This window comes from Pseudarthrobacter sp. SL88, assembly GCF_026672455.1.
In the GTDB taxonomy this organism is placed as follows: Bacteria; Actinomycetota; Actinomycetes; order Actinomycetales; family Micrococcaceae; genus Arthrobacter.
The window spans coordinates 390,637-411,915 of record NZ_JAPPRD010000001.1 but is presented as its reverse complement, the minus strand read 5'-3'; the positions used below and the strand labels follow the sequence as shown (position 1 = coordinate 411,915).

Annotated in this window: 11 protein-coding genes and 1 pseudogene; 6 read left to right on the top strand and 6 right to left on the bottom strand. The window is 62.7% G+C overall.

Going from position 1 to position 21,279, the window contains the following annotated elements; all coding sequences use genetic code 11:
- Window positions 1-102: 102 nt before the first annotated feature.
- The 3 genes from OVA06_RS01760 to OVA06_RS01750 form a co-directional block, all read right to left on the bottom strand.
- Window positions 103-897 carry an ATP-binding cassette domain-containing protein gene (locus tag OVA06_RS01760; RefSeq protein ID WP_056077930.1) on the bottom strand — a complete coding sequence of 265 codons (795 nt, stop codon included), beginning with the start codon at window positions 895-897 and terminating at the stop codon, window positions 103-105.
- Window positions 894-1,940 (bottom strand): ABC transporter permease, encoded by a 1,047-nt coding sequence (locus tag OVA06_RS01755; RefSeq protein WP_268155866.1) that lies wholly within the window; start codon window positions 1,938-1,940, stop codon window positions 894-896. The genes OVA06_RS01760 and OVA06_RS01755 overlap by 4 nt, the downstream gene beginning before the upstream one ends.
- Window positions 1,941-2,051: 111 nt before the next feature.
- Window positions 2,052-3,170 carry a substrate-binding domain-containing protein gene (locus OVA06_RS01750; protein ID WP_268155865.1) on the bottom strand — a complete coding sequence of 373 codons (1,119 nt, stop codon included), beginning with the start codon at window positions 3,168-3,170 and terminating at the stop codon, window positions 2,052-2,054.
- A gap of 165 nt (window positions 3,171-3,335) precedes the next feature.
- On the opposite strand from OVA06_RS01750, the gene OVA06_RS01745 reads away from it, so the two are divergent.
- The 3 genes from OVA06_RS01745 (at window position 3,336) to OVA06_RS01735 (ending at window position 7,562) form a co-directional block, all read left to right on the top strand.
- Window positions 3,336-4,334, top strand: coding sequence for a LacI family DNA-binding transcriptional regulator (locus tag OVA06_RS01745; RefSeq protein WP_268160577.1), 999 nt, complete (start codon window positions 3,336-3,338; stop codon window positions 4,332-4,334).
- A 53-nt stretch (window positions 4,335-4,387) separates the two neighbouring features.
- Complete coding sequence (locus OVA06_RS01740; protein ID WP_268155864.1) at window positions 4,388-4,681, top strand: putative quinol monooxygenase; 294 nt, start codon at window positions 4,388-4,390, stop codon at window positions 4,679-4,681.
- A 259-nt stretch (window positions 4,682-4,940) separates the two neighbouring features.
- A complete protein-coding gene (locus OVA06_RS01735; protein WP_268155863.1) occupies window positions 4,941-7,562 on the top strand; it encodes a GH32 C-terminal domain-containing protein in 2,622 nt (873 codons plus the stop codon).
- Window positions 7,563-7,705: 143 nt separating this feature from the next.
- On the opposite strand, the pseudogene metH reads toward OVA06_RS01735, so the two are convergent.
- Window positions 7,706-11,351 (bottom strand): annotated as a pseudogene (gene metH, locus OVA06_RS01730) (methionine synthase).
- 654 nt (window positions 11,352-12,005) lie between these two features.
- Here metH and OVA06_RS01725 point away from each other — a divergent pair.
- From OVA06_RS01725 to OVA06_RS01715, 3 genes are all read left to right on the top strand, one after another.
- A complete protein-coding gene (locus OVA06_RS01725) occupies window positions 12,006-12,494 on the top strand; it encodes a hypothetical protein (RefSeq protein ID WP_268155861.1) in 489 nt (162 codons plus the stop codon).
- A 1,118-nt stretch (window positions 12,495-13,612) separates the two neighbouring features.
- Window positions 13,613-14,284 carry a hypothetical protein gene (locus OVA06_RS01720; RefSeq protein WP_268155859.1) on the top strand — a complete coding sequence of 224 codons (672 nt, stop codon included), beginning with the start codon at window positions 13,613-13,615 and terminating at the stop codon, window positions 14,282-14,284.
- A complete protein-coding gene (locus OVA06_RS01715) occupies window positions 14,284-17,133 on the top strand; it encodes a hypothetical protein (protein ID WP_268155857.1) in 2,850 nt (949 codons plus the stop codon). The genes OVA06_RS01720 and OVA06_RS01715 overlap by 1 nt, the downstream gene beginning before the upstream one ends.
- Before the next feature lie 120 nt (window positions 17,134-17,253).
- Here OVA06_RS01715 and OVA06_RS01710 read toward each other — a convergent pair whose 3' ends face one another.
- Both OVA06_RS01710 and OVA06_RS01705 read right to left on the bottom strand, forming a co-directional pair.
- On the bottom strand, window positions 17,254-19,344 hold the full coding sequence (locus tag OVA06_RS01710; protein ID WP_326493565.1) for an ABC transporter ATP-binding protein: 2,091 nt from the start codon (window positions 19,342-19,344) through the stop codon (window positions 17,254-17,256).
- 205 nt (window positions 19,345-19,549) lie between these two features.
- Complete coding sequence (locus OVA06_RS01705) at window positions 19,550-21,265, bottom strand: thiamine pyrophosphate-dependent enzyme (protein WP_268155855.1); 1,716 nt, start codon at window positions 21,263-21,265, stop codon at window positions 19,550-19,552.
- Window positions 21,266-21,279: the final 14 nt, after the last annotated feature.

Here is a 21,279-nt window from a genome sequence, read left to right as displayed (position 1 = left end):
TCTGTCTCTCGTGTGGAGCTTATGGTGTGGGGCTGTTCAAGCGACGCCAGTCCGCGGACCGGTGATCTGGTCCGCGGACTGACGTCGGGGGCAATCAGTTGGTCAGGCGGTGGCTGCGCCGGTCATGATGGCCACTGCATCGGTCATATTGTGGGACTGCGGGGTGATGGTAGCCGCGCATTTGCCGAGCCGCTGGATGTGGATCCGGTCTGCCACGTCGAACACGTGGGGCATGTTGTGGCTGATCAGGATGACGGGCAGGCCGCGGTCCCGGAGGTCCCGGACCAGCTGCAGGACCTGGTTGGATTCGCGCACGCCGAGCGCCGCCGTCGGCTCATCCAGCACGACAACCTTTGAACCGAACGCCGCTGCCCGGGCCACGGCAACGGCCTGGCGCTGGCCGCCGGAGAGGTTCTCGACAGGGACTGTGACGTCCTGGAGCGTGGAGATGCCGAGCCGCGTGAGCTCGTCCTTGGCTTTGCGGCGCATTCCCTTCGTGTCCAGGACGCGGAAGAGCTTGCCCAGCGGACCGGGGACCCGCTCTTCCCGGCCGAGGAACAGGTTCGACGCGACATCGAGTGCCGGCGAGACCGCCAGGTTCTGATAGACGGTTTCGATGCCGTGCACCCTGGCGTCCTGCGGCCGCTTGAAGTGCACCGGCTGGCCTGAGACGAAGAGCTCGCCGGAATCAGGAACTTCTGCTCCCGTGAGGCATTTGATCAGGGTTGATTTGCCTGCCCCGTTGTCGCCGATGACTGCCAGGACTTCGCCCGGATACAGGTCGAGGCTGACACCGTCCAGGCCAACAACGCGGCCGAAGGTCTTGACCAGGTTCCTCGCTGACAGGATGGGTTCGCGGGTCGCGGTGTGGGAGGCTGCTGATTCTGTCATGGTCATGACTTGACCTTTCGGATCCACTGGTCGATGGACACAGCGAGGATGATCAGGACACCGACGGCGAGGGTCTGGTACAGAACGTCCAGGCCTGCGAGGGAGAGTCCGTTGCGGAAGACGCCGACGATCAGGGCGCCGAGGAGTGTTCCCCAGACGGAGCCGCGGCCACCGAAGAGGCTGGTTCCGCCGATGACGACGGCGGTGATGGAGTCGAGGTTCAGGTCCATGCCGGCGTTGGGGCTGGCTGCGTTGGTGCGGCCGATCTGGATCCAGGCGCCGATGGCCAGGACGGCCCCGGCGGCGAGGTAGACGCTCATGAGGACTTTGTTCACGGCGATGCCGGCCAGGCGGGCGGCTTCCTTGTCATCGCCCACGGCGTAGACGTGCCGGCCCCAGGCGGTCTTGCCGAGGATGAAGGCGATGGCGATGTAGAGCAGGAGCATCACGACGACGCCGGTGGAGATCCTGACGCCGCCCACCGGGAAGGTGGTTCCGGTCCAGGTCAGCAGGCCCGGCATTGCCGAGCCACGCACTGTAGCCCCGTTGGAGTACAGCAGTGTCAGGGCGATGAAGATGTTCAGGGTACCGAGGGTGACGATGAACGGCGGGAGCCGGAACCTGGTGACCAGGAATCCGTTCACCGCTCCGGCGGCGAGTCCCACCACCAGGCCCGCGAACAGGGCAACTGGCGCGGGGAGTCCGTTGTTGACGGCGAGCTGGGCCACCACCATGGAGGACAGGATCATCACGGCTCCGACGGACAGGTCAATCCCGGCCGTGAGGATGATGAGTGTCTGGGCAATGGCCAGGGTGCCGACGACGGAAACCTGCTGGGTAATCAGCGAGAGGTTTTCAACCCGCAGGAACCTGTCATTGAGCAGGCCGAACACCACCACCGCGATGAGAAGTACGAGGGCCGGGCTGAGGGCGGGGTAGCGGTGGAGGATGTTGCGTATCCGGCTGAGCGGGGTCTGGCGGTCAAGGAATTCCTCCGCCAGGTCGGCATGCCCGGCGCTGGGCGGGCCGGCGGTCTGTTGCTGGGTCACGATGGGTCCTGATCTTCGATGATGGTTTGCTGACGCGTAGCTGACGCGGAAGTGGTGCACCGGGGAGGCCGGAGCGGAGCGCGGCCTCCCCGGGCGCATGGCTGCAGGGTTCTACTTACCCCAGCAGATCTCGGACGCTTCGGTGGTGGTGATGCTCTTGATGCCGTCGGCCGGCTTGTCAGTGACGAGTTCGACGCCGGTGTTGTAGAAGTCCAGGCCGGGCGAGTTGGCAGGCTTGTTACCGGTCTTGGCCAGGTCCACGATGGCCTTCACGCCCAGTTCGGCCATCTTGACCGGGTACTGCTGGGCGGTGGCACCGATAACGCCGGACTTGACGTTGTTCACGCCCGTGCAGCCGCCATCAACCGAAACCACGAGCACGTCCTTCTCCTTGCCGGCTGACTTCAGTGCCTCGAAGGCGCCGGCGGCGGCGGGTTCGTTGATGGTGTAGACAACGTTGACATTCGGGTTCTTGGCGAGGAGGGTTTCCATCGCCGTGCGTCCGCCGTCCTCGGCGCCCTGGGAGGCCTGGCTGCCGACGATTTCGTACTCTCCGCCCTTGCCACCGGTGTACTTGCCGGTCTTGGCCTCGTCACCGTTCTTCTTCTTGTCAGCGGTGTCGATGCCCAGCCCGGTCAGGAAGCCCTGGTCCCGGTTGTAGTCCACCGAGACGACTTTGTCGTCGAAGAGGTCCAGCAGCGCGATGGTGGCCTTCTTGCCGTCCAACTGCGCGGCAGTCCACTTACCGATCAGCTCGCCGGCGGCGAAGTTGTCCGTCGCGAACGTGATGTCGGCGGCATCGGCGGGGTCCGGCGGAGTGTCCAGGGCGATGACGAACAGGCCTGCATCCTTCGCCTTCTTCAGGGCATCAACCACGGAAGGGCCGTTGGGCGTGATCAGGATCCCCTTATCCCCCTTGGAGATGGCGTTCTCGATCGCCTGGATCTGCGTTTCCTCATCGCCGTCGGCCTTGCCGGCTGCCAGCTTCAGGTCAACCCCGTCTGCTTCGGCGGCTTTCTTTGCACCGTCCTGCATGGAAACAAAGAACGGGTTGGTGGTGGTCTTCACGATCAGGGAGACGCCCACCTTCTCGTCAGCGGAACCTCCGCTGGCCGAGGGGCCACTGGAACTGCCGCCACAGGCAGAAAGAGTGACCGCTCCCAACGTCAGGACCGCTCCTGCCGCGAACAGGCGGGTGGCCATTGAACGAGGTGCTTTGGAACTCAACATTGAATCTCCTGGTGTTTGAGGCCCTAGCTGGCCTCGACAACGATGTCATACAGAGGTAATCAGGATCACAGGTTAGAGTCAATAGGAAATGAACGAGAAGGAGCGACTTTCTTGACAACGATGTCCGATCGTTACCAGCCACCCCTGTCTCCGACGCGACCCACGATGCGCCACGTGGCGGCACTCGCGGGCGTCGGAATCAAAACCGTTTCACGGGTAATCAACGACGAGGCCGGGGTATCTGAGGCCACCCGGCAAAAGGTGCTCGATGCCATCGCCCAGCTCAACTACCAGCTGGACGTCACAGCCGGTAGCCTCCGCCGGGCTGGCAGAAGGACCCTCTCTGTTGGCCTCCTGCTGCCCAGCGTCTCCAACCCGTTCAGCGGTGAGATACACCGGGCCATGGAGGATGCGCTTGGCGCCCGGGGAATAGCCGTTTTCGCCGCCAGCCTCGACGACGACCCCAAACGGGAGCAGGCCATCATCGCGGCCTTCCTGGGCAGGCGGGTGGACGGCCTTGTCCTGACGCCGATCGCAAAAAACCAGGCCTACATGATTCCTGAGCACTCCAGAAACCTGCCAATGGTTTTTATTGACCGTGAGCCGGTAGGCGTGGAGGCTGATGCCGTGGTCACTGACAACGCAGTGGGCGCGGGCAAAGCGGCCGCACATCTGCTGGCGCATGGGCACACCAAATTGGCCTACCTGGGCGACCGCACAGACATTCAGACCGCGCGGGAGCGCCGGCGGGGCTTCCTCGAGGAGATCGCCCGGGCAGGACTTCCCACCTCCGCACTGCCCGTCGTCGACGAGCTTCATGATGAGGAAGCAGCGAGGCGGGCGGCCCTTGAACTATTGAATTCCGAGGACCCTCCAACGGCAATCTTCTCCAGCCAGAACCTCGTCACCTTCGGAACGATGCGCGCGCTGAAGGAGCTGGGCGCACACAAGCGTGTGGCACTTGTCGGCTTTGACGACTTCACGCTGGCCGACATGATGGACCCCGGGGTCACTGTCATCGCCCAACACCCGGAGCGGATTGGCGTCAAATCCGCTGAACGGCTTCTGGCGAGAATCGACGGCGACGAACAACCTGCGCAGACCTACGTTGTCCCCTCCGAGCTCATCCAAAGGGGCTCCGGCGAAATCCGCCCGCCGGCATAACCCCCTCCCCCAAACGAGATAGACCTCTGCAAATCCCCCTGAAGAGAGAGATCATGACCAAAACCCTGTATGCCGAATTCACCGTCAAAGCCGGCAGTGAGGCCCGCGTTGCCGAAATGATGGTCGAACTGACCCGGCACGTCCGCAACGAACCAGGCAACGAACTGTTCCTTCCCTACACCCGCGAAGAGAATCCTCGGGAATACTTCGTCTTCGAGGTCTACCGGGATGAAGCCGCATTCCAGGAGCACATCACCGCCGACTACGGAGCCAGGTTCAACGAGGAATTGGCCAGTCACATCGAAGGTGACGGCTCGGAGCTGACCTGGCTGAACCCGGTCCTATAGCCAGTTGCAAACCGCGGCCTTAAGGTAGGCGCCGCCGAGGGCTTTCCCTTGAAGGCCGCACCTTCGCACGCCTCAGCCCCCGTCCTGCGGACGCGGGGCCAGTCGTCGTTCCCTCATCCCGGCGGCCTGTTCATACGCGAAAAAACCGGTCGCAAAATGACCGTTGACTTGTCTGATGGACATCTTTTAGAGTCCATCGCATCGATTGACAACGTTGTCTACTGACTGGACACGCGCGATGAAGGGCGACACAAGCAACATGAAACAATCCACCATGCGGAGCACGCGCAGCGTCTCTGCACTGACACTGGCCAGCCTCTCGCTCGCCACTGCATTGGCCGGTGCCATGCCTGCGTCCGCCGCTGAACTTGGGGATGAGCAGCACCGGCCGGCGATCCATTACACGCCGGAGAAGAACTGGATGAACGACCCCAACGGGCTCGTTTTCTACAAGGGCGTCTACCACATGTACTACCAGCACAACCCCTCAGGTAACACCTGGGGGAACATGTCCTGGGGCCACGCCACATCCAAGGACCTGGTCCACTGGGAAGAGCAGCCGCTGGCCATCCCCACCGATGCCCAGGAGGACGTCTTCTCCGGCAGCATCGTCGTCGACAAAAACAACACGTCCGGTTTGGGCACTAAAAAGAATCCCCCGTTGATCGCGATCTACACCAGCGCCTACAAGGACCCGTCCCCGCACCGGGGCCTGCAGGCCCAGTCCCTGGCCTACAGCCTTGACGACGGCCAGACCTGGACCAAGTACGACGGCAATCCGGTGCTGAGCCGGAACTCAGCCAACTTCCGTGACCCGAAGGTCTTCTGGTACGACAAGCCCGGCGGTGGCGGCTACTGGGTCATGACCGCCGTAGAATCGCAGGAGCACAAGGTTGTCCTCTACAAGTCCGACAACCTCAAGGACTGGACCGCGCTGAGCGAATTCGGGCCCGCCAACGCCACCGGCGGGCAGTGGGAATGCCCCGATCTGTTCCCCTTAGCTGTTGATGGCGACCCGAACAACGTCAAATGGGTCATGATTGTCAGCATCAACCCCGGTGGTGTCGCTGGAGGCTCCGCCGTCCAGTACTTCGTGGGCAACTTCGACGGCACCACGTTCACCTCCGAGACCACCAAACCGGCCGTTGCCCCGCCGGCCGGCACCGTCCTGGCCGGATTCAACGACGGAACCTTCAACGGCTGGACGGTGAACAACGAACCGGGCAACTGGAAGAACGGCCCCTTCGGTGACGCCCCGGCGACCGGTTCGATTTCCGGCCAGAGCCCCGTGACCGGATTCGGCGGCAGCGGACTGATCAACTCCTTCAATGACGGGGACTGGCCGCTCGGTTCCATGCAGTCGCCCACATTCACCGTCACAGACGACTACCTGAACTTCCTGGTGGGCGGCGGCAAGCACCCCCACGTCTCCGACAAGCTGGACAACAACCCGCCGGAAGGAGAGCTCAAGTTTGACGGCTTCGAAGTTCCTGACGGGACGACGCTGGCCGCAGCAGGCTGGACCGGAACAGGAGACCTGACCCCCAATTACCAGCCGGCCACCAGCGGCGGGGACTATTACATCGGCGCCAAACGGATCAACACGTTTGAAACCGGCACCGTACCCGGTGATGACCGCCAAGGCACCCTGACATCACCCGAGTTCCCCCTCACGAAGAACTTCATGAGCATGTTAGTGGGAGGCGGCAACCGCTCCGCCGACTCCGGACAGACCCTCGCCGTCCAGCTGCTCATCAATGGCAACGTGGTCCGCTCCCTGGCCGGCGACAATGCGGGCTTGCTGAACTGGAAAGGCTGGGACGTCTCCGAATTCGCCGGGCAAAACGCCCAGCTGCGGATCGTTGACCAAGCTACCGGCGGGTGGGGACACCTGACCCTTGACCACGTCATGCTCACCGACACCGCAGCTGTGCCCAGGTCCGATGAAGAAACGGTGAACCTGGTAGTCGACGGACAGGTGGTCCGTACTGCCACCGGCAACGACAGTGAATCCCTTGACTGGGCATCATGGGACGTCAAGGAATTCGTTGGCCGGCAGGCACACATCAAGGTTGTGGACAACAACCGGTTCGGCTGGGGACACATACTCGCGGATGAATTCACTGCGAGCCCCACCCCAGCGAAATCCCGCTTGGAGGCCTATGACTGGCTTGATTACGGACGGGACTACTACGCCGCCGTATCCTTCGCCAACATGCCCGACGACAAGCGGATCATGCTGGGCTGGATGAGCAACTGGGACTACGCAAACAACATCCCAACCAACCCCTGGCGCAGCGCCATGGCCCTCCCCCGCGAAGTAAAACTCACCCAAACCCCTGACGGCCCCCGCCTTACCCAAAGCGCCGTAAAGCAGGTGGAGAAACTGGGAGGGAAAGCCGCCTACAAGGACAAGAAGGGCGGACCGGTCTCCGCAGGAACGCACCCGCTGCCGGCACAGTCGGCAGGGCAGGTGCAGCAGGTGGACATCACCTTCGACCCCGGAACCGCAACAAAATCCGGCATCACCGTCCTCGGCGACGGCACCTCATCCACCGTCATCGGCTACGACGCCACAACCGGCAAGATGTTCGTTGACCGCAGAAACTCAGGCAACACAGCATTCCACCCGGCGTTCGCCTCCATCGAGGACGCCCCCGTCACGCCGGACAAGAACGGCACCATCACCATGCGGATCTACCTCGACCACTCCTCCGTTGAGGTGTTCGTGCAGAACGGCCTGAAGACCATCACCGACCAGGTGTTCCCGAACCCGGGAGCCGACAGGATGGCCCTCTTCGCCGAAGGCGGGACCGCCCAGCTCAAATCACTCACCGTGACACCGCTGGACAAGGCAATGTTCCTTCCCGAAAAGAAATAACACACCGGTAGGGCCAGCTCCCCCGCGAGCTGGAGCTGAAGGGATTGGGTTCGGTATTAAACCGGGCCCAGTCCCTTCAGCTTTTCAGCTGTAACAGCCTTAGTCGTCAGTTCCTGTTCCGCAGGCTGAAGATCCGGCCCAACTCACACCTTGAAGTACTTGGCCTCCGGGTGGTGGAACACGAACGCGTCGGTGGACTGTTCCGGGTGCAGCATCAGCTCGTCGCTGAGGATCACGCCCATCCTCTCGGGCTTGAGGAGCTCCACCACCTTGCGGCGGTCCTCCATGTCCGGGCAGGCCGGGTAGCCCAGCGAGAACCGGGCGCCGCGGTAGTCCAGCTTGAACAGGCCCGCCTTGTCCTTGGGCTCCTCTGCGGCGAAGCCCAGCTCCTTGCGGATCCGGGAGTGCCAGAACTCGGCCAGGGATTCGGTGAGCTGCATGACCAGGCCGTTGAGCTCGTAGTAGTCGCGGTACTGGTTGGCGGCGAACATCTTGGAGGTGAACTCCTCGATCTTCGAACCGGCGGTGACCAGCTGCACCGGCAGCACGTCGATCTGGCCCGACTCACGGGAGCGCACAAAGTCAGCCAGGCAGAGGTGCCGGTCGCGGCGCTGGCGCGGGAAGTTGAAGCGCAAGCGCTCGGTGCCGATGAGGCCGCCTGAACCGCCGTCCGGGGCGAGCAGGCCCGCGGTGCCCAGGACGCCGTCGCGGTCTTCGCCGTGGTGCAGCACCACCACGTCCTCGCCTTCGGTGACCACCGGGAAGTAGCCGTACGCCACCGAAGCGTCCAGCATGCCCTCGCCGAGGATGCGGTCCAGCCAGTAGCGCAGGCGAGGCCGGCCCTCGCGTTCCACGAGTTCCTCATAGGAGGCGCCGTCCTCGCCGCGGCCGGGCTTGAGGCCCCACTGGCCCATGAAGGTGGCGCGTTCGTCGAGGAAGCTGGCGTAGTCGTTCAGGGCCACGCCGCGCACAATGCGGGTGCCCCAGAACGGCGGCGCGGGCACCGCGTTGTCAGCGACGACGTCGGACCGGCCGGGCATTGCCTCGGGTTCGGTCACAGTGAACTTGGGTCCGCCCTTGTGGATGCGCTTCTTCAGCGGCGGCAGGCCGACGGTGTCCGGGTCCTCGCCGCGGGCCACGCGGACCAGCGGTTCCATCAGGGCCAGGCCCTCGAAGGCGTCCTTGGCGTAGCGGACGGTGCCCTCAAACTGCTCGGCCAGGTCCTGCTCCACGTAGGCGCGGGTGAGGGCGGCGCCGCCCAGGATGATGGGCCACTTCTTCGCCAGGCCGCGGGTCTGCAGCTCGGCGAGGTTGTCCTTCATCACCACGGTGGACTTCACCAGCAGCCCGGACATGCCGATGACGTCCGCGTCGTGCTCCTCCGCTGCGGCCATGATCTCGGCGATGCCCTGCTTGATGCCGATGTTGATCACGTTGTAGCCGTTGTTGGTGAGGATGATGTCCACGAGGTTCTTGCCAATGTCGTGAACGTCGCCGCGGACGGTGGCGATCACCATGGTGCCCTTGCCGGAGGAATCGGACTTCTCCATGTGCGGCTCCAGCAGGGCCACGGCGTTCTTCATGACCTCGGCGGACTGCAGCACGAAGGGCAGCTGCATCTCGCCGGCGCCGAACCGCTCACCCACCACCTTCATGCCTTCAAGGAGCTGGTCGTTGATGATGGACAGCGGGCTCATGCCTTCGCTGCGGGCCAGGTCCAGGTCCGCTTCGAGGCCCTTGCCTTCGCCGTCGATGATGCGGCGCTGCAGGCGTTCGCCGGTGGGCAGCGCGGCGAGTTCCGCGGCGCGCTGGTCCTTCAGCGCTGCGGTGTCGACGCCGGCGAACAGGTCCAGCATGATGGCCAGCGGATCGTACGTGACGTTCCCGTCGGCGTCGTACTCGCGGCGGTCATAGACGAGGTCCAGCGCCACCTTGCGCTGCTCCTCCGGGAGGGAGGCGAGCGGGACGATCTTGGCGGCGTCGATGATGCCGCTGGTGAGGCCGGCCTGGACGGCTTCGTGCAGGAACACGGAGTTGAGCACCATGCGCGCTGCCGGGTTCAGGCCGAAGGAGACGTTGGAGACGCCGAGTGTGGTGTTGATGCCGGGGTACTTGGTGGTGATCTGGCGGATGGCCTCGATGGTTTCAATGCCGTCGCGGCGGGTTTCCTCCTGGCCGGTGGCCACGGGGAAGGTCAGGGCGTCCACGATGATGTCCTCGACGCGCATGCCCCAGTCGCCCACCAGGGAGTCCACCAGGCGTGAGGCGATGGCCACCTTGCCCTCGGTGGTGCGGGCCTGGCCCTGTTCGTCGATGGTCAGGGCGATCACGGCGGTGCCGTGTTCCTTCACCAGCGGCATGATGCGGGCGAAGCGGCTGGTGGGGCCGTCGCCGTCCTCGTAGTTGACGGAGTTGACCACCGGGCGGCCGCCGATGAGCTCGAGTCCGGCCTGCAGGACGGGAGGTTCCGTGGAGTCGATGACCAGCGGGAGGGTGGAGGCCGACGCAAAACGGGAGACGATCTCCTTGATGTCCGCGACGCCGTCGCGCCCTACGTAGTCGATGCAGATGTCCAGGAGGTGCGCACCCACGCGGACCTGCTCGCGGGCGATGTCCACGCAGTCGTCCCAGCGCTCTTCGAGCATGGCCTGGCGGAACGCCTTGGAGCCGTTCGCGTTGGTGCGCTCACCGATGGCCAGGTAGGCGGATTCCTGGTCGAAGTTCACGTGGTGGTAGAGGGAGGCGATGCCGGCTTCGCGCTCGGTGGGCGTGCGGGCCGGTTCTGTTGCCGCGTTGGCGGGCACGGCTTGCTGGCGGAAGGGCTCAAGACGTTCGGACGACGGCGGCCATGTGCTCCGGCGTCGTACCGCAGCAGCCGCCCACCAGGCCGAGGCCGAATTCGCGGACGAACTGTTCGTGGGCGGTGGCGAGTTCGCTGGGTGTGAGCGGGTAGTGCGCGCCGTTGGGGCCGAGGACGGGCAGGCCGGCGTTGGGCATGCAGGCGATGGCGACGGTGGACTGCTTGGAGAGGTGGCGGAGGTGCTCGCTCATCTCGTCCGGGCCGGTGGCGCAGTTCAGGCCGATGGCGTCGACGCCGAGCGGTTCCAGGGCGGTGAGCGCGGCGCCGATTTCGGAGCCCATGAGCATGGTTCCGGTGGTCTCGACCGTCACCTCCACGAAGATGGGGAGGCGGATTCCCTTGGAGACGATGGCTTGCTTGCAGCCGTTGACGGCGGCCTTGGTCTGCAGCAGGTCCTGGCTGGTTTCGATGAGGAACGCGTCCGCGCCGCCGTCGATCAGACCCTCTGCCTGCAGCGCGAAGGTCTGCTTGAGGTACTCGTAGGTGGTGTGGCCGAGGCTGGGGAGCTTGGTGCCGGGGCCCATGGAGCCCAGGACCCAGCGCATCCGGCCGTCGGTTTCTTCTGCGGCTTCGGCGCGTTCGCGGGCGATCCTGGCGCCCTTGTTCGCCAGTTCTTCGATGCGGTCATCGATGCCGTAGTCGGAGAGGTTGGACCAGTTGGCGCCGAAGGTGTTGGTTTCCACGGCGTCGATGCCGGTGGCGAAGTAGGCGTCGTGAATGTCCGCGAGGACGTCCGGGCGCGTGTCGTTGAGGATCTCGTTGCAGCCTTCAAGGCCCTGGAAGTCATCCTCGAGCGAGAGGTCCCGGCCCTGCAGCATGGTGCCCATGGCCCCGTCGGCAATGACGACCCGGTGGTTCACTGCGTCCAGAAGCTCCTGTGCGCGGACGGGACGGGGCACGGAGTCTATATCAAGAGCAAAACGAGGCATCTCAACAGGTTACGGGCGGTACTGCGAAACGTTGCTTCGTGTGTCAGTGTGCTACGGCGGTGGCGGGCTCCTAGCATTAATTCGCTCAACGGTGACTGCAGCACTTGCAACCAGCGTCTCAGCTCGTCGGGGAGACCGCCCCGTGCAGGATAAGAGGTGTGAAAGCAAGAAGCGACATCGGGAATCCCCGGGGACATTCGGTCGTGCACCTCCGAACCCTGCTTGGCGACGTTACGAGGCGAATCCGCCCACGGAGTCCCGTGAAATCGGACCTTACGCACCATTACCGGGGCACGGACGAGGCGGAGTGACGCTTTTGGCGATCTCGACAAGGCCCAGACGGGCCACCGTCAGGACATCCAATATGGGTGGCTAGTTTCTTGCATGGCCTTGCGCCGCTCTGACCTTTGCCACTTACTCCCCGGTCGGCACGCAAAATCGGGTCTTCAACTCAGCAACCGCGACCTATTCCGAACCTCGTCACGGTTACGGCTAATCGTAAAGATAGCGGTTCACGCAGGCATCGGCGGGAAACTGTCTCAGACTTTGCGGTAGCATTCTTGCGGTATGCGCGAACTTTGACGGGGTATCACCAACGTTCATCAGATATTCGTAAGCTAACAAGACGCGCAGCATGAAACCTTTGGGGGGAACGTGGCAATAAAAAAATGGGGTATCGAATTCCCTGAGAATCGAGAAGAATTTCTTCCGTTCTGGATACTTGGAATTAACGTAGTTGGAATTATCATTTATGCTGCCATCTCGCCAGCGCTTTGGGTAGCAGCCCTGTCGGGCGTCATTACCATTGTAGCCGCAGTGCTGACAACATTACCCAGCTACAGAGTCGGACCGCGGCGCCGCGTGCCATATATCATTTACGTGGTAGTGATTGCTTTCGCATTTTTCGTCTGGGGCTTCGAAGCCGCACTTGCTGCATCTACAGGCGAAGAAATTCAAAATACCTGGATCGTCCCCGTCACCGCCGCGGTACTCGCAGGAGTATCTTGGTTTTTCAAATTGCGCGCTACTCCGAAACCTGTCCTGCAACGCAAAAAAGGGCCCAAAAGTGGTTCGAGACCGTCACCTAAAGCTGCGTCGGAGGCGGATACAGTAGGCAGCCCGGCGCGAAAGAAACCAGAATGATCTGAATCAGCCGCTTGTAGGAACGACGGAGGGACTTAGAGGGGCGCCTAGTGCGCCGAACGATCGGCGCCCCTTAGCGGTCTATTTGCTGTCCGTCAGCAGAATTTCGCCTGGATTCACCTTGGGGACCTCCGCAGCGCTGACGTTACAAGCACCAGCGCATGATCGTTTTCACTGTGTTCGAAGTACCTCCGCAAACGACACGGGCGAAGGCCGACTTTCGGTACGGTCCATTCGGCTACTTTGCAGGAACTCGCGCGCGAAATCTCGCCCGTGATCCTTCGAATCGACGCCTCCACGGTTCACGCGACCATGAGACGGAACCGAGAATGCTTGATCATTTGAGTGGACGTATAAAGAAATGTCTCGCTGGCCCTGGACAAACTAGTAGGTAGGGGCGCATGGCGTGGTGGAAGTTGTCGCTCCTTACGCCGAGAAGATTTTGGCACCGCATGCCAAATTGCTCGCAACGAGGTTGGGAGGTTCGCTAGGAGTCAGCCGACGAAAGATTGAGCGTGCGGTGAGGAACAGTACCGGGCTCGAATTTGACGGTAAGGCATCTCGGTCATGATTGAACCTAGCGTCTGGGAACGGCCTGTTGAGCCAGCCGGGCCGGAGCTTGCCTTGGACTTGGATGACAGGCTGAACGGCGCGGCTCTTACGCCGAAGTCGCGTAGCACCATCGGCCGGCGCTACAACTCCCTTTCGAGCGGTCAAATCCAGCCGATTCAAAGGTACCGAGACTAGGACGACCTTCGACAGTGACAGCGTCTACGCTCAGACCGCTGCATCGCGGACGAGCAAGAGAAGGCTGATTTCAGCAGTCCTTGCCAATGAACCGCATCTCAAGTAATTGCTGCAGGCGGCGCTCTGCACCGTAGCTCCAGGGTGGAACTACCTAGCACAAACTGCTCCTGAGACATGTCGCTGCCAGTTGCTAAATTGAGTGCACCACCAACGGGTCCACCATGTTCGCAGCGCGCGGGGGGAAGGCACACTGATATGAACGCAACAACCAGTGAGACCCAGCGGACCACACTGGAGAAACATGCGAGCCCGCGCCCATCTCGGCGTATCCTTGACCAAATCTTCGGTGCGGGCGGAGGAGATAGGCACTGGTGACTGATGAAATGCAGCGGGATGAGCGGCAGACGCGCGTAACTGAAGCGTTGGAGAATCGCAGCCCGAAACTTGCAGGAATGTACAGGACGGCGCTAGACCTACTCGCCGCACAGGTCCCTGCGGGATGCGAAACCGCACGGATATCAACCATCTGTCACTGCATGCGCGAGCTGATGCTCAATCTTCCCGCCGTCATGTCGACCGATCCCATAGCGATCCCCCGCCCTACCCCTTCGTCGGGATCGTTGCTGAAGCAGCTACCTGGGCTCTTGGCGGCTCACCCCGATGCCGACCTTGGACTTGACCGGGACCTTGTGCCTGTCCCGCGGGAGGTTGCCCACGGTCTAGCAGAGTTGATTAAGACTGCCACTCAGGAGGAGGGGCGCAACCGTGCTAACACCGCAGCACTGGTGACGGGTGAAACAGATGCAAGGCATCCGGCGATAGGACAATGGACGGATTCCTACAATTTTTTTCTCAATTGGACGCACCTAGACCGTAATCACGAGCAGGAAAAGTCCCTGCCGGCAGATGAAACTCTGCGTGGAAACATCCGGGTTGTCGAAGACCTAATTCAGGTGCGTAGTGCCCTGTTCTTCCAGAATCTGAACGCGCTAAGGGACATGCTGGCTGACATCAATGATTTTGGTGATGAGGAAGACGAGTGATGGCGGCTTACAAGATACCCACCGCGGAACATGTGAATGAGGCACTGCGACTGATCCCTACCGCGCCTTTACGGCGCGCCTTCTTTGAAGGACTCAAGAACCCACATTGGGTATTACCTCTGGCCCAGGCCGGGATGTTTAGTAACCCTCCCGAGCCTGAGAGGATGAGCGACGGACTCGTTCGCGACCATTATTGGCCTGAAATCGATTTCTTGGTGCGTGTGGCGGAAGCAGCACCGAAAGCCGTGGTAGACGTTCTGCTGACGCTCCAGGACAGCAACAACGCATGGATACGAAGGTCTGTCTTCACAATTGGCGCTTCGATCCCGGCGATTGAGGCGGTGAGGCTGAAACCCGTGATCAAAGCCTGGAGTGCGAGCGACTTTGGATGGCGGAGCGACCCGCGCGACATTGTCGGATTCGTCGTCAACCTCCTCCATGGCGGGCAGACAAAAATGGGTAAGTGGATGGCGAATCTTCTGTTCCGCCCCCAAGCTTCAGAAGATCCGCATAAGCCAAACCTGGCCCTCGAAGATTACTGGTACGAAGAAGGCTTGCCGCGCGTTGTTGAAGCGCTGAGCGATGAGGGCCTCAAAACGGTCCTTCCCTGGCTTGAAGAGTACGAAATCCGCTCCAATCATTTGACGGACAATTTCGACATGACGGACTTCGCACGTGAGTCCATTCGCGACAAGGGCGCCCGCCACCCTTCGGTTGAGCAGTCCCTTATTGACGCCGTCCGGGACTTGGCGGTCAAAGCCACGGCCAAGGATCCTCGTACGGCGAAGACGGTCTTGACTAGGCGACCAATGCTATTGACGCGAAAGATTACGCTGTTCGCCGCCACCGAAGCACTACGCGAAGGAGGGTTCCAGCACTCGGACTTATTGTCTGTTGCCACCGAACTGCTGGCGGACGATAATTTCCGCAACGACGCCTGCCGCATCGAGTTTGGTGAGCTAGCACGTGAGGTAGCAATACTCTCCCCATCAGCTCTGGACTCCCTCGTTGACTTCATCACCGCAGGACCACAACGAGACATGGACCAGCTGCGCGAACGTCTACGAAGAGATGACGAAGAAAGCGACGAGGAGCTGGAGAATCGAGTCGGTGAAATTGTCGACACCTGGAAGCATCGATGGCTCTCTGCTGTCGGCGCCAAAGCCCTCCCTCACGCGCTGAAATCGCTGCTTGCAGAACTCGACTCTCGACGAGGTGTCATCGACGCACCTCTTGCAGCCTTAAACAAAGTGACGAGTTGGGTTGGCCCGAGCAGCCCAATCTCGCAGGTCGAAATGTCCGCCATGAGCCCGACCGAACTGGTCAGCCATTTAGAGAGTTGGCATGACACAGGTGATGGCTGGGGGCCGGAGCCCTCACATGAAGGCCAAGGTCGAGAACTATCCGGCCTGTTGACGACGAATCCACGTGCCTTGGATGGTGTCAAGGGCTTGGCCGACAAATTACGTCCCACCTACCTCCGAGCGATTTTGCAGGGATGGAAGACAGCTGTGCAGGCGGATCTCGAACTCAACTGGGACCATGCGACGGAGCTTATCCGGCAGGTACTCCGACACAGCGATATATCGCCGTTCCCTGTCGAGGGGGGGAACTGGGATGACGACGTGGATTTTCAAGGGGCCAAGCGCGCTGCCGTGAACCTGCTTGAGGAACTCGTGAAGCAGCGAGCGAAGCCCGCGATATCTACCGAAACAGTCGGGGTCTTTGCAAACCTGCTGCTCCGTGAGAGTGACGACGAAGCCGCTTGGACCAGGTATGACTCCGAGGACACCGCAGGTGGGACAGACCCTCTCACCCTGTCACTCAACAGGCAGTGGCCAACTCGCATCCGCGGTTTACTTAATCTGATGTCGCATGGCAAGCAAGCGCCTTGGTATGAAGAAGCTCGTTCAGCGATTGAACGTGATATCGAGAGACCCGACATACCTGGCGCTTCACGAGCCGTCATCGGAGAGAGACTGGGCCGACTTTTGGTCGTCGACCCGGAATGGCTCAGGGAGCGCACCGCCCAGCTATTCGGCTCAGCCGAAGGGGTCTCTCGTGAGCAGCAGATCGCGCTAACGACGGCAATGGCCACTCACCACTACCACATTACTCTCTACGAACTTCTGGCCCCAGCCATACTGGCGGCCACCCGATCAAGCGAGCCCCTGGTTGCCGGCTGGGGTGGTGGATCCGAACCGATCCAACGGATCGGTGAATGGGTAATCAGCGCGATCATATTCGGGCACAAGACCCTGGCGGATCCTGCCGCCGAAGCGTTCTTTGCCTCGACGAAGCCGAGAGTGCGTGGGGCCGCCATTGGCCGCATCGCTTGGTCAATGATGAACTCTTCATCCGTCGACGACGCGATTCTAGATCGGTTTGCTGATTTATGGGACCGGCGAGTGGAGCACGTCCGCAACCACGAAGAAGACAAGCAAGAGTTAAGCGAGTTCTTTTGGTTCGTCAAGAGCGGCAAGTTTGACTCGTCCTGGTGGCTTCCACGATTGAAGGAAGCAGTGGAACTGAGCCCCGAAGTCGCTGCCGAACGCTTCATGATCGGGAAAGAGATCGCAAGTTCTGCCGACAGCGACCCGCGAGGAGCATTGGAGGCAACTAAACTCCTCTTGACGAATCGAGACGGAGCCGCAATGTCTGTTTGGGACCTCACGCACCATGCAGTGCCGATGGTCCTCGCGAGGGCGATCAGCTCGGACGACAGACAGCTCAAGCAAGAAGCAGTCCAGTTTATGAACGAGCTGGGAGAGAATGGTAACTCTGGGCTCGAAAAAGAAGTCCAAGATGTATTGAGCGGCAAGGTCACCCAGGACGACGTGGCGGAGTAGGCCGCGAAGCAGTTCATAGCCGAATTGGGCCTGTAAGACCCCCGCATACACCTAGCAGCGTGGGACGCAAACGAAGGCCGACGTGGAGCAGCATCCTTCGAAAGTTCAATTAAACCTTGCTCAGACCTCCGCCGCAGGCGCAGCGAACTGAGCCTCGTACAGCCGCGCGTAAGCCCCACCGGCAGCCAGCAGCGAAGCGTGCGTGCCCTGCTCCACGATCTGTCCGGCCTCCATCACCAGGATGAGGTCGGCGTCACGGATCGTGGACAGCCGGTGCGCGATAACAAAGGAAGTCCGGTCCGACCGCAGGGCACTCATCGCCTTCTGCACCAGCACCTCCGTCCGGGTATCCACTGACGATGTCGCCTCATCCAGGATCAGCACCGACGGCCGGGCCAGGAACGCCCGGGCAATGGTCAGCAGCTGCTTCTCCCCGGCGGATACGTTGGAGCCTTCGTCGTCCAGCACGGTGTCATATCCGTCCGGCAGCGAATGCACGAACCGGTCCACATAGGTCGCCTGCGCCGCCTCCAGGATCTCCCCCTCGGATGCTCCTGGCCGGCCGTACGCGATGTTGTCCCGGATGGTCCCGCCGAACAGCCACGTATCCTGCAGCACCATCCCCATCCGCGAGCGCAGGTCATGCCGGCTCATGGTGGTGATGTCCACGCCGTCCAGCGTGATCCGGCCGGCGTCCAGCTCGTAGAACCGCATCATCAGGTTCACCAGCGTCGTCTTGCCCGCACCGGTGGGCCCCACAATCGCCACCGTTTGGCCCGGCTCTGCCACCAAAGAGAGCCCGGTAATCAGCGGCTTGTCCGGCGAATACGCAAAAGACACCTCCTCAAACTCGAGCCGACCGCGCACCGCACGGCCGCCGTCGTACGCGTCCCCCGAGGCAGAAGAAGCCGCGGCACCCAAAGCACCAGCGCCCGCACCGGCGCCAGCCAAACCAGAACCAGCAGGATCCGCCGACTGCTCCTCCGTATCCAGCAGCTCAAACACCCGCTCGGCCGACGCCACCCCGGACTGCAGCAGGTTGGCCATGGATCCCAGCTGCGCCAGCGGCTGCGTGAACTGCCGCGAGTACTGGATGAACGCCTGCACATCGCCCAGCTGCATCGCCCCGGACGCCACCTGCAGGCCGCCCACCACGGCGATCCCCACGTACACCAGGTTCCCGATGAACGTCATGGCCGGCATGATCAGCCCGGAAATGAACTGCGCCCCGAAGCTCGCCTCATACAGCTCCTGGTTCTTCTGCCGGAACTGCTCCCCCACCTCGCGCTGCCGGCCGAACACCTTGACCAGCGCATGCCCGGTGTACGTCTCCTCAATCTGTCCGTTCAGCTGGCCCGTGTTCTTCCACTGCGCCACAAACAGCTTCTGCGAACGCTTGGCAATCAGCGCCGTGATCCCTAGCGTCAGCGGGATGGTCACCAGCGCGATCAGCGCCAGCGTGGGCGAAAGGATGAACATCATCACCAGCACGCCCACCACGGACAGCACGGACGTCACCGCCTGGGAGATGGACTGCTGCAGGCTCTGCGAAATGTTGTCCACATCGTTGGTGACCCGGCTCAGCAGCTCGCCGCGCTGGATGGAATCGAAGTACTTCAGCGGCAGCCGGTTGATTTTAGCCTCGATCTCCTCGCGCAGCCCGAAGACCGTCCGCTGCACCACCCCGTTCAGCACATACGCCTGCCCCCACATGAACGCCGACGCCAGCACATACAGCACCAGCGCCCACGTCAGCACGCTCCCCAGCGCCGCGAAATCGATCCCGGCACCGGGCGTCAGCGTCATGGCGCTGAGCATGTCCGCCTTCTGGTTGTCCCCCGCCGCGCGCAGCTGCGCGATCAGCTGCTCCTGCGTCACGCCTGCCGGCAGCTCCTTGGACACCACGCCGGAGAAGATCAGGTTGGTGCCCTCGCCCAGCAGCCGCGGCCCGATCACCTGCAGCACCACGCCCGCCACGGCCATCAGCAGCACCAGAGTGAGCCAGGCACGTTCCGGCCGCAGCGTCCCCAGCAGCCGCTTGGCGGACGCGCCGAAGTTCATCGCCTTCTCCGCCGGAATGTTCATCCCGCCGAACGGCCCGCCACGTCCGGGTCCGCCGGCCGGACGCGGGATGCGTACGACGTCGGCGTCCGCGGTTTTGGTGCCGGCCGGGGCCTTGGTGCCGGGTGCCGACGCGGGTTCGGGGCTCATGCCGTCTCCTCCGCCGCGGGCTGGACGAACACGTGCCGGCTTACTGCCTGCCGCAACGGGCGCGGCGGCCGCAGGTGTTCAAGAAACAGTCTCCAGAGCATGCCGGCTCCAACCTGACTCGAAGCTCACGGGAAGTGATGCGAAGGTCAGTTTACGTCCGGAGGCTGGGAATCAGCGGGCAGTTGCGCCACAGGAAATGCCCCTCTCAATAGGCTTTGACCCGCTGCTCCACGATGAGGTGGATCAGCGCGAAGACGCCGTCCTCATCGATGGCCGCCAACGCCGCGTCCAGGGCGGCCGGAACATCCCGGTCCTCGGTGACGGTGATCCCAAAACCGCCAAAAGCCTTGGCCATCAGGCCGAAATCCGGATTCTTCAGCTGCGTCCCGGAGACGCGGGCCGGATAGTGCCGCTCCTGGTGGGTGCGGATGGTGCCGTACTCCTGGTTGTCCATCACGATCACCAGCGGCGTGGCCCCGTACTGCGCCGCGGTGGCCAGTTCCTGGCCGTTCATCAGGAACTCGCCGTCCCCTGCGATGGTGACCACCCGGCGTCGGGGGTCAGCCAGCGAGGCCGCAATGGCCGACGGGACCGAATATCCCATGGACCCGTTGCGGGCACTGATCATGGAGGCGTAGCGGCGGGTGGGGAAATAGCGGTGCGCCCAGTTGGTGTGCTCCCCCGCACCGAAGGTGACCATCGAATCTTCGGGCAGCCTAGGCACCAGGTTCGCCATCAACGTGTCCATCCTCGCCTGCCCCGCTGTCGGCTCCGCAGGAGGCAGCGCGGCGAACCGTTCCTGCTCGCCACGCATCCGGGCGGTCCACGCCTTCCACTCGTCCTTCACGGGCAGGTCGATGCCCGCAAGGTCGCGGACAAACGCGTCAGGCTTGGCCAGGATCTGCCGCGAAACGGGCCCCGAACGTCCCCGGAGTGAGGGGTCCACCGTGACCAGGAAGTTCTTCTTGTTCCAGTCCTGCCGGCAGAGGAACCCGTCCGTGATCACGTCGCCCGGCACCGTCCCCACAAACACCAGCAGGTCGGTTTCCTCCAGCAGGTCGTAAGTGGGCCGGGGGCGGCCATAACCGATGGGTCCCACATAGGACGGGGAATCGAAGGAAACCGTGCCCTGCGTCCGCCATTCCGCTGCTGCCGGGATGTGATGCCGTTCCAGCCATCCGGTCAGCTGGTCCGCCGCCTCCTGCGTCCAGTCGTTACCGCCGGTGACAAACAGCGGTTTGCGGGATTCTCCCAGCGCAGCCTGCAGGGCGGTGGCGTCGGTGCTGCTCATCCCGCCGGCTGCCACCGGAATGACGGGGTGGACGGCCGGGTCGATCTGCTGCCGGATGATGTCCTCCGGCAGCCCCACCACCACCGGGCCCGGCCGCCCGCTCATGGCCGCGAACATCGCCTCAGCCACGATCTCGGACGCCCGTTCCGGGTGGTCCAGCACCATGACACGTTTGGCGCCGGTATCAAACCAGGCCTTGATGTCGAACTCCTGGAACGCCTCACGGTCACGGTGTGCAAACGGGATCAGGCCCACGAACAGCAGCATCGGCGTTGAATCCTGCCATGCGGTGTGCAGCCCCACATGCGCGTTGGCCGCCCCCGGCCCGCGGGTCACCATGGCCACCCCTGGACGCTGCTGCATCTTTCCGTCCGCCTCCGCCATATAGGCCGCACCGCCTTCATGCCGGCAGACGATGGTTTCAATCTTCGAGTGGTGCAGGCCGTCCAGCACATCAAGGAAACTCTCGCCGGGAACCACGTAGGTGCGTTCCACCCCGTGGGCCAGCAGCGAATCAACAATCACGTGCCCGGCGGATTTCCGCGCCGGGCGTGGGTCGGCAGTGGAAGGAACGACGGCGGCGGGCCGGGTGTGGGATGCGGTCAGGGTTGCTTCGGTTTCCGTTGTCATGGGCTTTCTTTGGC